This window comes from Rhodococcoides fascians NBRC 12155 = LMG 3623, from assembly GCF_001894785.1.
Lineage (GTDB): Bacteria > Actinomycetota > Actinomycetes > Mycobacteriales > Mycobacteriaceae > Rhodococcoides > Rhodococcoides fascians.
Genome location: NZ_BCWW01000001.1, coordinates 1 through 12,215, shown reverse-complemented (window position 1 = coordinate 12,215; position 12,215 = coordinate 1). Strand labels below are relative to the sequence as shown.

General features: G+C 66.0%; 11 protein-coding genes. 5 read left to right on the top strand and 6 right to left on the bottom strand.

Going from position 1 to position 12,215, the window contains the following annotated elements; translation table 11 throughout:
* Positions 1 to 20: 20 nt before the first annotated feature.
* From RFA01S_RS00060 to RFA01S_RS00050, 3 genes are read right to left on the bottom strand one after another with little or no spacing between them, the layout of a single operon-like run.
* Positions 21 to 1,319 (bottom strand): multidrug effflux MFS transporter, encoded by a 1,299-nt coding sequence (locus RFA01S_RS00060; RefSeq protein WP_081371233.1) that lies wholly within the window; start codon positions 1,317 to 1,319, stop codon positions 21 to 23.
* Positions 1,320 to 1,352: 33 nt separating this feature from the next.
* Positions 1,353 to 2,297 carry an aldo/keto reductase gene (locus RFA01S_RS00055; RefSeq protein WP_032407858.1) on the bottom strand — a complete coding sequence of 315 codons (945 nt, stop codon included), beginning with the start codon at positions 2,295 to 2,297 and terminating at the stop codon, positions 1,353 to 1,355.
* A gap of 50 nt (positions 2,298 to 2,347) precedes the next feature.
* Positions 2,348 to 3,292: a DNA-3-methyladenine glycosylase family protein gene (locus RFA01S_RS00050; RefSeq protein ID WP_032407857.1), complete on the bottom strand. Its 945-nt coding sequence runs from the start codon at positions 3,290 to 3,292 to the stop codon at positions 2,348 to 2,350.
* A gap of 106 nt (positions 3,293 to 3,398) precedes the next feature.
* Here RFA01S_RS00050 and RFA01S_RS00045 point away from each other — a divergent pair, with 106 nt between their 5' ends.
* The 3 genes from RFA01S_RS00045 (at position 3,399) to RFA01S_RS00035 (ending at position 8,133) form a co-directional block, all read left to right on the top strand.
* Entirely contained in the window at positions 3,399 to 5,870 is a 2,472-nt protein-coding gene (locus RFA01S_RS00045; RefSeq protein WP_081371232.1) for a LuxR C-terminal-related transcriptional regulator, read from the top strand.
* A gap of 115 nt (positions 5,871 to 5,985) precedes the next feature.
* Positions 5,986 to 7,176, top strand: a complete 1,191-nt coding sequence (locus RFA01S_RS00040) for an MFS transporter (protein ID WP_052060802.1) — start codon at positions 5,986 to 5,988, stop codon at positions 7,174 to 7,176.
* An 81-nt stretch (positions 7,177 to 7,257) separates the two neighbouring features.
* Positions 7,258 to 8,133 carry a helix-turn-helix transcriptional regulator gene (locus RFA01S_RS00035; protein WP_052060801.1) on the top strand — a complete coding sequence of 292 codons (876 nt, stop codon included), beginning with the start codon at positions 7,258 to 7,260 and terminating at the stop codon, positions 8,131 to 8,133.
* On the opposite strand, the gene RFA01S_RS00030 is transcribed toward RFA01S_RS00035, so the two are convergent.
* The 3 genes from RFA01S_RS00030 to RFA01S_RS00020 all read right to left on the bottom strand — a co-directional run bounded on the left by RFA01S_RS00030 (position 8,079) and on the right by RFA01S_RS00020 (position 11,036).
* Positions 8,079 to 8,624 (bottom strand): MmyB family transcriptional regulator, encoded by a 546-nt coding sequence (locus RFA01S_RS00030; protein ID WP_032407854.1) that lies wholly within the window; start codon positions 8,622 to 8,624, stop codon positions 8,079 to 8,081. The two genes, RFA01S_RS00035 and RFA01S_RS00030, sit on opposite strands and share 55 nt — an antisense overlap.
* Positions 8,625 to 8,733: 109 nt before the next feature.
* The gene (locus RFA01S_RS00025; RefSeq protein WP_255283962.1) at positions 8,734 to 9,747 is read right to left on the bottom strand and encodes a GlxA family transcriptional regulator; all 1,014 of its coding nucleotides are present in this window, start codon (positions 9,745 to 9,747) and stop codon (positions 8,734 to 8,736) included.
* Complete coding sequence (locus RFA01S_RS00020) at positions 9,744 to 11,036, bottom strand: helix-turn-helix transcriptional regulator (protein WP_032407853.1); 1,293 nt, start codon at positions 11,034 to 11,036, stop codon at positions 9,744 to 9,746. The genes RFA01S_RS00025 and RFA01S_RS00020 overlap by 4 nt, the downstream gene beginning before the upstream one ends.
* 133 nt (positions 11,037 to 11,169) lie before the next feature.
* Here RFA01S_RS00020 and RFA01S_RS00010 point away from each other — a divergent pair, with 133 nt between their 5' ends.
* Both RFA01S_RS00010 and RFA01S_RS00005 read left to right on the top strand, forming a co-directional pair.
* Entirely contained in the window at positions 11,170 to 11,430 is a 261-nt protein-coding gene (locus tag RFA01S_RS00010; protein WP_230074136.1) for a DUF3263 domain-containing protein, read from the top strand.
* 37 nt (positions 11,431 to 11,467) lie between these two features.
* The coding region (locus tag RFA01S_RS00005) for an alcohol dehydrogenase catalytic domain-containing protein (protein WP_139278351.1) at positions 11,468 to 12,215 on the top strand (748 nt) is incomplete at its 3' end.

Below are 12,215 nucleotides of genomic sequence, written 5' to 3'. Positions count from 1 at the left end.
ACACGATGACGCGAGTGAGGTCACCGACGTGCGGACAGGACGGTCACCGACCCGAGTGCGATCAGCGCTGCCGCCGAGGTGGCGACCATCGTCGTCGAGACGGCGATCGCGTCGTTGCCCAGTGCACCGACGATCGGTGCGACGATCGCCCCGAGTCCGAACTGTGCGGCACCGAGTAGTGCAGCTGCGCCGCCTGCCGCTTCACCGTGGCGGGACAGCGCCAGCGCGGGCGCGTTGGGCATGACGAACCCGACGGCCCCGAGTACGAACCACAGCGGGACGACGAACCCAGCCATGCCGCCGACCTCGGTGACCGCCAGGACGACCATGATCGCGCCGGCGACGACGCCGAAGGACAGCGCCGACAGGACGATCTGCACCGGTGCGAAGCGTCCCAACAGCAGGACGTTGAGCTGGGATGCGCCGATCAGAGATATCGCACCGGCCGCGAAGACGATGGCGAATTGTTGCTCGTCGAGGCCGAACTCCTCCTGCAGGACGAACGACGAACCGGCGACGTACGCGAAGAGTGCCGACATGGCCAGGGCAGCGACCATGACGAGGACGACGAACTGCGTGTCCCGCAGCAGCGATCGGTAGGTCCGTAGAACGGGCATGACGCCACTGGCCCGACGACGCTCGGGCGGCAGGGACTCGCGCAGCGACACGATTGCCAGCGTCATCAACGCCACGCCCATGATCGCCAACGCGGCGAACACGAGCCGCCAGGAACCGACGAGAAGTACCGCACCGCCGAGCGACGGTGCCAGAACCGGAGCGACGCCCATGACGAGCATCAGGCGAGACAGAACGGTCGCGGCGGCGCGTCCGCTGAACAGATCTCGGACGATGGCCATGGCGACCACGGCAGCAGCTGCGGCACCGAGACCCTGAATCACACGCAGGCCGCCGAGTACGGCGATGTTGGGAGCAACGATGCAGGCGAGCGACGCCAGAATGTGCACTCCGGTGCCCACGATGAGGGGCAGTCGTCGGCCGACGATGTCCGACAGCGGCCCGATGACCAGCTGGCCGAGCGCGAGGCCGACCAACGTACCCGCGAGCGTGAGCTGCACTGCAGACGACGGGGTGTTCAGATCCTCGGCGATGGCAGGAAGTGCCGGCAGGTACATGTCGATGGTCAGTGGACCGAGGGCGATGAGCGCGCCGAGTACGAGGATCACCCGGAGGCGCTCGCGTGACGTCGGCTCGGTTGTGGGAGCCGACGTGCTGCTCTCGCGCGTATCGGTCACCTGCGCGCTGGTTACGGATGTGTTCGATGCTGGGGCCACCCGAAGGTCAGCAGCGCAGGAGCGGATTCTGTTCCCGTTGCTGACTACAACTTTCGTGTCCTATGCCACCGCGTCGGACAGTCCGGTGAGTGTGTCCACCTCGTGGCTGGTCAGACGCAGTGTCGGCGCGTCGAGCAGAGCCGGTACCTGAGCGAGTGAGCTCGCGCTCGCGATCGGTGCGGTGATGCCCGGTCGAGCGAGCAACCAGGCGAGAGCCACACTCGACAGCTCGGCCGAGCGGGAGTCGGCGATCTCTTGCAGGCCCTGCACCACAGCCAGGCCTGCATCGGAGAAGTAGCCCGTCGTCAGTCGCTCGCGCTGGGTACCGGCCAGATCCTCCCGAGTGCGGTACTTACCCGTCAGGAAGCCGGCGGCGAGAGAGAAGTACGGAAACACCCCGAGGCCGTTGTCGACGGCGAGGGCTTGCAGTTCACCCTCGTAGTCGCGACGGGCAACGAGGTTGTAGTGCGGTTGCAGTGCGATCGGTGCCGCGAAACCGTTCTCTTTCGCCAGGCCCAGCCACTCGCGGACCCGCGCGGGGGAGTAGTTCGAGATGGCGACGTGCCGAACTTTGCCTGCCCGGACCAAGTCGTCGAACGCGGCCAGGGACTCGACCAACGGCGTCTTGTCGTCGTCGTAGTGCGCGTAGTAGACGTCGATGTGATCGGTCTGCAGCCTGGCCAGGGAGGCGTCGGCTGCGGCCCGAATGTTGTCGGGTGCCAGACCTCGGAACTCGGGATGCTGGCTCACCTTGGTCGCGAGAACGACGTCGTCGCGGTTGCCGCGGGCCGTCATCCACTTGCCGATGATCGTTTCGGATTCGCCGCCGGAGTTGCCGTCGGCGAAGGCAGAGTACGAATCGGCCGTGTCGACGAAATTGCCACCTCCTGCGGTGAACGCGTCCAGGATGTCGAAGGACGTGTCCTCGTCGCTGGTCCAGCCGAAGGTGTTCCCGCCGAGGGCAAGCGGAAAGATGTCCAGATCGGACGTGCCGATAGCAACCACGAACTACTCCTTAGGTCGGCGAACAACTCGACTGTACGAGTAGGCCGGGATCAGTGCCAGGTGTGGTCCACCAGCGCGGTCCGTGGCCCGAATTTCGGCTTGGTCGCCTTGCCGCTGAGATACAGGAGCCGAATCGCGCGATGACGATGCGGTGCCAAGGGCTGCAGATACTCGACCATCTCCGCGTCGTCGATCGGTCTACCCAACAGCGACCACCCCACCACCGCGGCCAGGTGGTAATCGCCCACCGACAACGCGTCGGGATCCCCCAGGGCGCGCTGAGCGGTCTCGGCCGCGGTCCAGATGCCGACGCCCGGGATCGCGCGCAGCCTGCGTTGCGCATCCTCGGGCGTCATGTTCGACGCCTCCTCCAGACGTCCGGCTGCGCGCGCGGCACGGACGATGGTCTTCGACCGGGCCGGGTCGACGTTGGCGCGGTGGTAGTCCCACGACGGGATGCGTCGCCACACGTCGGCCGTGGGAAACACGAACATCGTCTTCGGGGTCGGGCCCGGTGCGGGGTCGCCGAACTTGCTCACCAGGTACCGCCACGAGCCGAACGCCGAAATGCCGTGTACGCGTTGCTCGATGATCGCCGGTATCAGCGCCTCGAGCACCAGACCGGTCCGGCCGAGGCGTAGGTGCGGAAGTTGTCTGTGTGCCTCGCGCAGAATCGGATGGTCGGGAGCGAAGCTCGAGGGGTCGTCGTCCCGGCCGAGGAGAGCCGGGACAGCGTCGAGCAGTTCGTCGGCACCGGGCCCCCAGGCGCGCACCATGACGCTGCTCGGTGAGGCCTGCACCAATCGGTACGTGACCGGGCCGGAAATCATGCGCGACGTCCGCCACACGGCACCGTCCGGCGTGGACTCGTAGGTGGGATCGCCGCGGCCCCGACGCAGCGGTGACAGGGACATTCGGATGTCGACGCGCTGCTCGAAGTCGACGAGGCGGGTGACGCCGTGATCGGTAGGGCCGGAGGAGGCGTTCTCGGTCATCGCTCGGGTCACCTCCGTCGCAGTCGTGGTCGGCCGGTTCAGTGTGTCCCTGCCAGGGCCATATTCAACACCCTTGCGCAGACACGGGTGAAAATATATTGGACGAATGCCCACATCACCGGATCGCGACGCAGTGCTGCGTGAGGGCCGCTCATGTTTGTCCGCTTCGCCGGAGAACCGGCGGATCCTGGTGATCTCGGGTGCACGAGGCATCGGCAAGTCCACGGTTGCCAACACCATCGCGGACGAGGCGACAGCGCTGGGTTTCCGGGTGGTGGATCTGCCGTGCCTCGCGTACTCACCCGCGGGGGCGCGTGGCGAGGGACTACTCGACGAGGGGCTGTTCAGTGATCTGGTGGCGGCCGACGTAGATGTGAAGCCGACGCTGCTGGTAATCGAGGACCTGCATCTGTTGCCCGCGGGCTCGCGTGACCGACTCGCTCGTGCGGTGAAGACGGCGGTACGTAGCCCGCATGTCCGGTGTGTCGCCACGACCGTCGACACCGTCCCGCCGCCGTTGTGGCGGGAGTTTGCCTTCCATCGTGTGCGACCCCTGCCCGACGACGCGGTGCGCGATCTGTTGAACGGAACGGAAACGTCAGTGGCGCAAAGGCAATCGATCATCGAGCTGTCGCAGGGAAACCCTCTCGTCGCGACCGAACTCGCTCGCGCTGCGCCGATCTGGGGCCGGGATCCATCCGTCGGCGGCGCGATGCTCGACCGCGCCCATCTCACCGATACGCTCGCCGACATCGGCGCGTTCGAGGTCGCCGGGCTCGACGAGGAGTCCAGGCGTCAAATTCTCGGCGATGCGTTGCGACACATCGTCTCTCGCGAGCACGGTGGCGACTCCGTGGCCGCCCACCCACATGGCGACACTGTCGCACAACTGTGGATTCTTGCCTCCTCGACCGCCGAGGAGCGCATCTCCGTTCACCTCGAATCGGCTGTCGACACACGGCTGACGCCCGACGAGCGTCTGGTGCATCGAGCACTCGCAGCCCGAGCGCCCGACGCGCGCCTCGTCGCTGCGCTCGACGAGCGGGCGCACGACCTGGCGTCGCAGCATCGCTACCGCCGGGCGGTGGCGTTGCTCTGCCGTGCAGTAGCGCTCGAATCCGATCGTGGACGCGCCCAGGCCCTCGAGGTGCGGGCGGCGTCCATGGCGGCATTCGCCGGCTTCGTCGATCTCGCGGTAGCAATCTTGGACCGTATGCGGTCGGGACATCCCGATGCGGCCCTGTCCGAGACCGTTCCGGCCCGGGCCTTTGCCGCCGTGGCCCGGGGAGGCGACCCCCGTGCTGCGTTCGGCGTCGTCGTGCAGGCTCTCGATCGATTGCCGAATGCGGTCGCCCCGGACGTCGTCGACCAGTTGATCGGTTCGGCTCTGGCGTACAGCGCACTGAGCGGTGACAGTGAACTCGTTGCCCAGGCCCTGCAATGGGCGGTCAAATACGAACAGCATCTCGATCCGGTCAACGTGCTCGTCGCGCGGTCTCTCGGCGTCTCGGGTTCGAGAGTGCACGTGCGGGCACTCGACAGCCCGGCGCTGCTGAACGCGGTTCGAGCCTCGCTGCGCACCGGAGACCCGTGGAAACCGGTACTGCTGCAGCTGGCGTTGCCCACCTTGCTGTGGGATCCGAACGACAGTTGTCGGCTGTCGGACGTGGTGGACCCTGTCGCAGGTGGGTTTCCGGCCGCCGAGTCTCTGACCCGGCTGCGGCACCTCGCCGCACTCGCCGCTCGCGGACAGTTCTCTGCGTTCGCCGAGGCCGTCTCCTCGGGACTGCCGGATGGCCTTTTCGACGAGCAGGAGTGCCTGCTGAGATCCTCGGTGGCAGCTGTCGCTGGTGGCGAGAAGAGCTGTACCGCAGCCGAATCGGTGGCACTGGGCCGCTTCGACGTCGCCTACGAGCGGATGCGCCGCCGCGATCTCTCGGCGGAGCACTGTTCGATCACTCCGTACGGACCACTCGAAATACTGGATTACGTCGAATCCTGTGTACGGCTGCGGCGGTCGGACGAGGCGCGCACGTATCTCGACCGACTGCGCCGAACCCGGCCCGATTTCTGGGGAGCCCGCCACAGTGCGCTGCTGACTGCAGCCGAAGCGATGCTGGCAGAGGCCGGAGCCGAGGCGCTCTTCGAGGCGAGTCTGCATGAACTACGCACCGCTGGATGGTGTTTCGATGCGCCGCGGGTTGCGCTGGTCTACGGCGAGTGGCTGCGCCGCCACCACCGGGTGGTCGAAAGCCGCGGCCGGTTGAGGTACGCCGCGGATCTGTTCGCAGAACTGGGTGCACGCACGTGGCTGCGCCGAGCCGAGGACGAACTACGGGCTGCAGGAGCCGGTCCGCACCCACGTGAGGGTGATGCGGGCTCGGGGTTGACCGGGCAGGAACTGCGCATCGCGTCGCTTGCTGCCGCCGGTCTGACCAACAAGGAGATCGGCGAACAGCTGTATCTCTCGGCTCGTACTGTCGGCGGTCATCTGTACCGAGTGTTTCCCAAATTGCAGATCACCACGCGGTCCGCGCTGCGGGACGCACTCCTTCGTTACGAGGGCGGCGGACGGTGAGTGAGCACGTACTCGCCGGCTCTGGTTCGATCTCCTTGTCGACGGCACAGGACGGACGGCCCTTGCAGAACAGGAGATCAGCGTGACCCGATCGGACGAAAAGTCGTCGCCCCGCATGTCGGTGTCGAGTGCGACGGCATTCGTCGGAGTTGCGTTCGCGTTCGTGGTGGCGATGATGGGTACCACCATGCCGACGCCGCTCTATGCGCTCTACGAGGTCGAGTTCCACTTCTCCGTCTTCGTCGTCACCCTCGTGTTCGCGGCGTATGCCGTCGGTGTGCTCGCAGCTCTGTTGGCGTTCGGCCGCTGGTCCGACTCATTGGGACGACGCCCGATGCTGTTGGCGGCCATAGCATTCGGATTGATCAGCGCCGTGGTGTTCGTCACCGCAGGCTCGCTGACGGCCCTGGTGATCGGCCGCGTGTTGTCGGGAATCTCGGCCGGCATCTTCGTCGGTACCGCGACGGTGACGTTGATCGAGTTGGTACCCGACCGATGGCGTGACCGTGCATCCGCGATCGCTACCGCAGCGAACATCGGGGGCCTCGGCCTCGGACCGTTGGTGGCCGGAGTGCTCGCGGAGTATCTACCGCAACCGTTGCGCCTGACGTTCGTCGTCGACATGGTTCTGCTCGCTGCGGCAGCAGTGGCGGTGTTCCTCGCACCCGAGACGGTGCGGGTGGACGGCGGAGCACGCCCGCACATGCAGCGGCTGTCCGTTCCACTGGAGGTGCGCGGCACCTTCGTGCGCGCCTCGATCGGAGGTTTCGCCGGCTTCGCCGTACTTGGCCTGTTCACTGCCGTCTCGCCGGGATTCGTCGGCAGTGTGTTGGGAGTCGACAATCACGCCGTCACCGGGGTAGTGGTGTTCACGGTCTTCGCTGCGTCGGCGACAGCCCAGATTGCTTTGCGCGCAGCCGATCCCGCGTCGGCGCAGCGGTGGGGATGCGCGCTGCTGCTGCTCGGTCTGGTGTTCCTGGCCGCGTCGCTGCTGCTGACCTCGTTGGCCGTTCTGGTGGTAGCGGCGCTGCTCTGCGGCGTCGGTCAGGGCATGACATTCGCCAACGGCATGTCCACGATCGGTGCCGAGCTACCTCCGCACCGTCGGGCAGAGGTCACCTCGACCTTCTTCGTCGTGTTGTACATCGCGATCTCGGTACCGGTGATCGGGGCCGGAGCCGTGGCGAACAGATGGGGCCTGGTGACGGCGGGAGTGGTGTTCGCCGTCGTGATTGCGGTGCTCGCGGCGGTGGCGTTCGCGCTGTTGACCATCGATCTGCGCAAGTCTCGGGCTGTCGTGTCCTGAAACGGTCGACAGTGGGCCGGATTCGTACTCGATTCGGGACGGCGGGTAGGAGATGATGGTTGTCGACAGGAGGTCCTGACGATGGCCGAACGCTCGTTGCTTGCGGACTTCCTTCGGGTGCGCCGGGAATCGCTGCAACCCGAGCAGGTGGGTCTGGTGCGCGACGGCAACCGCCGAGTGCGCGGACTGCGACGAGAAGAGATCGCCCGGCTCGCCGATATCAGCGCCGACTACTACCTGAGGCTCGAGCAGGGGCGCAATCATCAACCCTCCGAACAGGTTCTGGCTGCACTGAGTCGGGCTCTGCGTTTGGACGAGGACGAGCGGGCGTACTTCCACCGGGTGGCGCGCGCGCAGTCCGGCCCGGCCGTGGTCGAGGCGCTTCCGCCGCGAGTGACCGAGGCGTCGGCCCGGGTGCTGGAGCAGTGGGTCCACACGCCGGCGTACATCACCGACCGCCATCACGATCTGCTTGCGCTCAACGGTCCGGCCGCGCTGATGACGCCGGGCCTGAAAGTGGGTACCAACCTGATGCTCGATGTGTTCGCGCACGAGCACAGTGCCGCCTCGCCGGAGGACTGGGCCGTCACGGCGCAACGAATGGTGTCGGCGCTGCGATTCCACGCGGCACCGGGTCACCCGCGACTGACGGAGTTGGTGGGCCGATTGTCGGTGGAGAGCCGCGCTTTTCGCAGGATGTGGGCCAAACACGACGTACGGCCGTTGTCGTCGAGCATCTCCGTCGTCCCGGTGGAGCCGTTCGGTCTGGTCGAATTCCGTTCGCAGACTTTGGAGATCGTCGGCGAGGGTGGGCAGTTCATCACCACCTACTTCGCCGATCCCGGTAGTCGGTCGGCATCGGCGATCCAGCATCTGGTTGCCGGAGTTCCCAGCCGCGACACTCAGTTCGTTGTTCCACGGTCCGATTCGGACGATCGGACCGCGTCGGCCAGTTGACGTAGAGCTGCCCTCGACTGTGCTGTTCGGGGCCGCAGCACCATCAGTACGTGGTCCTCGGCGGCAGGCATCAACAGGTAGTCGAGCATCAACGGACCGACGACGGCATGTTCGATCGTCACGGTTCCGGTTCTTCTCGCGCTGGTCTCACCGGCCCACTTCTGCACGAATGCCGAACTACGGGTGGACAGTTCGCCGACGATGCGGCGAAAGGAGTCGTCGGGCTCGTGCCGATCCAACGACTCACGAAGCATGGCGACCACCTGATCCGCCGACGATTCCCACCCGGCAGGCGGGTCGTCGGCGGGATCGTCTCGATCGCCGCAGAGCGAACCGGCGTCGACGAATGTGAACACGGCCAGATTGACCCCCTCGGCGAAGCTCGGCGACACCGCGCGAGCGAGCATCGTGGACGATTCGACGGTCAGATGCCGATCCAGCAGTACTGCAGGCGAATACGCCCAGGACTCGAGCGCCTCCACGTTGTGCATGATTCGACCATAGATCCAGGCGGTTGCCGGTCCGGTAACCCTGCCAGGGCCACCTTCGACCGGCGGTGTTCGATCCTCCCGAGGTGAACGAAAGCGTTGGGGCCGACTATCACTGGGCTGGATCGGTCGTGCGGAACTTTCTCTGGTAATCCGACGGTGTCACACCGAACTTGGTGACGAACGCACGCCGAAAAGCAGCGGGCGTGCCGAATCCTGCGTCGGCAGCGGCCCGGGCCACCGAGTAGCCGGACTCGAGTGCGGCCACCGCGATATCGAGACGCATCGCGGTCACGTAATCGAGAGGCGTCGTGCCCAGTTCCTCGCGCACGATGCGATTGAGATGCCGCACACTGACATTGGCGTGTGCCGCGAGAGCGCTCAGGTTCGCGGGTCGTGTCGGGTCGGCATGGATGTAGTCGGTGATAGCGCGAGAGACCTGGGTCCGCGGCGGCGGACCCTTCAGCGACACCGAATACTGCGACTGGCCGCCGGAGCGCTGCATGTACACCAGCAGTAGTTGCGCGACCGTTCTGGCTATCGGGGCACCGTGATCACTTTCGACCAACGCCAACGCCAGATCGATTCCGGCAGCGACCCCGGCCGAGGTGTAGATGTCGCCGTCGCGAACGAAGATCGAATCCGGTTGGACACGCGTGTCGGGAAAGCATTCCGCCAGAGCCGACGTGAACTTCCAGTGAGTGGTCGCACTCCTGCCGTCGAGCAGACCGGATCCCGCCAGCGCGAACGCCCCACTGCAGATCGACGCCACCCGCCGCGCTCGGGGCGCGAGCAGCGCCACCGCGTCGAGCAACGCCGGGTCCTCGAAGACGGCCGGAGCCGATTCGCTACCGGGAACGATGAGGGTGTCGAAGTCGCCGCTGTCGGCGACGGCGGCGTTCACCGACACCGTCATTCCCATCGAGGTCACCACGTCACCGCCGTCGATCGAGAGGAAGACGATGTCGTAGCCGTCGACTCGTTGGTTCGCTTCGAGGAAGACCTCGGCCGGGCCGACGAAGTCGAGCATCTTGACCTGGTCGAAGAGCAGAATGCCGATGCGCCGACGCTGGGTCGGACCACGCCGAGACGGGTCGTCGTTCACCCGAGTGGTCGAACGCGTCACGATGCTCGGATTCCGGCCTTCATACCCACGGCACCCGCTTCACCGCGGGTCTTGACCTCGAGTTTCTTCAGGATGCTTGCGACGTGGAACTTCACCGTGCTCTCGCCGATGTTGAGGCTCGCGGCAATGTCCTTGTTGCGCTTGCCGTATGCGAGGTAGCCGAGAACTTCTCTCTCGCGACGGTTGAGGCCGGCGAGAAGTTGTTCGTCGGCTCGTGCGGGAGGCGGGTCGAGAGGAATCGCGATGCTCACGCGTGATCCCCACCCAGCGGTGGATTCGAATGAGATCGATCCCCGGAGGGTGTGCACGCGTCCAGAGAGCTGTTGGGTCAGAGTCTCGGTGTCGCAGGCGTGCAGGCCGTCGTTGCGGACTTCGAGCAGCAGGTTGGTTCCATCGCAATCCCACGCGATACGTACCCGTCGAACATCCGGCTGAGCCACGTAGGCGAGTACGACGGTCCGAACCACGGCTCGCGCCGCGCGTGCGATTTCGCCGGGGACCGGTCTTCCGTCGACTGGGGGAGCGGCATATTCGACGTCGATCGAGGACTGGTCCAACACAGTGGCGAGCTCCCCCTGCAGCCTGGCGAAGGCGGTGGTCACTGCTTCCTGCCCCAGCTCACGGTTGGCTTCTTCGATGGAGCGAAGCTCGATCAGTGCCGCCGACGCGGTATCGCTGGCGGTTGCGCGTGCTCGCGCGTCATCGAGGTCCTTCGAGCGCAGCGTGGACAGCACGGACGTGAGGGTATCGACGTGGGCGTCGGCCATCTCGGAGATCACCCGAGCACGCTCGCTCGAGGCCGCCAGGGATTCGGCGAGATACGCAGGACTCGCCTGGACCACCTGATGGCGTATGGAGGTGGCTACGATTCCGAACGCAACGCCGACGTCGGAATCCGGATCGAACTGCGGCGCAGTCGATTTGGGCACCAGAACCAGCAGGGTGTCGGTGGTGTCGTCGAGTTGCGTCGCGAGACGTCGCTGTGCACCGGCCAGGCGCCCCGGGCCGTCCAGAGCTCGGCGCCCACTCTGCTGCACCGACTGCTTGAGGTCGTCGAGCTCCTTGATCGTCACGCGGCTCGTCATCGACTCGTCGCCACTGACTTTTCTCGGACGGCCGGTGCATTCCCTGGTGAAAATGATCATCGCCGAGTGCGGATACCGCTGCGACGACCACCACGAAAAACGAGCAGCTATCTCGACCAGCGGACCGGTCAGGACCTCCCGAAGCGCGGCGAGCGAGTCGGTCGGTTCGGACCTGGCGGGGGTCGACGGGGCAGGGCTGCTCACGTGCGCATCCTAGTACTCGGAGCGGCGTCGTGTGATGTCCGTTCGGCCAGTGATTGCTAGCCGTTGTGCGTGGTTCTTTTCTCGCGGTAGGACGACAACCTGGACATCGGATTCATCGACGAAGGGAACACCGTTGAGGACGACCACCGAAACCCTCGCGTCGACTCTCGGCTGCCCGGAAACGAAGCGCATGATCGACTTCGCGACCCGGTGGATGCCCTACGGCGGCGGGCCGGCCGAGGACATTCTGGTCGGGTTCGGAATCAGCCCGACCGAATACTTCACCAGACTCGCCGCAGTGCTTCGCGAACCCGACACAGAATCGACCCTCGACCGCGACACGATGTCCGCGTTGCTCGAGGTGTGCCGCCGCAGGCTCTGGCTCGGCGAGTGAATCGTCCTCCGTACATCACCTGACCCCAGGAGTGCTTGTGTCACAAACCGTTCATGCCGTCGTCGCGAAGGCGAAGGGTGAGCCCGTCTCGATCGAGACGATCACCATTCCCGATCCCGGCCCGAACGATGTCGTGGTCACCATCGCCGCGTGCGGGGTGTGTCATACCGATCTGCATTACCGCGAGGGCGGCATCAACGACGAGTTCCCGTTCCTGCTCGGCCACGAAGCCGCAGGCACCGTCGAAACCATCGGCGACGCGGTCACTCATGTCGAGGTCGGCGATTTCGTGGTGTTGAACTGGCGGGCGGTGTGCGGGGAATGCCGAGCCTGCAAGAAGGGCACCCCCTGGTATTGCTTCGACACCCACAATGCGTCGAAGAAGATGACTCTCGCCGACGGCACCGAACTGTCCCCGGCGTTGGGGATCGGGGCGTTCGCCGACAAGACCCTCGTCCACGAAGGACAGTGCACCAAGGTCGATCCGGAGTCCGATCCGGCGGTCGTCGGGTTGCTCGGGTGCGGGGTGATGGCCGGGTTGGGTGCGGCGATGAACACCGGCCACGTCTCCCGCGGGGATTCCGTCGCCGTGATCGGGTGCGGCGGTGTCGGGGATGCTGCGATCGCCGGCGCCCGCCTGGCGGGGGCGTCGACGATCATCGCCGTCGACCGCGACAAGAAAAAACTCGACTGGGCTCTCGAACTCGGGGCCACCCACACCGTCGATGCCTCGCAGGTCGATGCCGTCGAGGCCATCCAGGAGCTCACCGGTGGGTTCGGGGCCG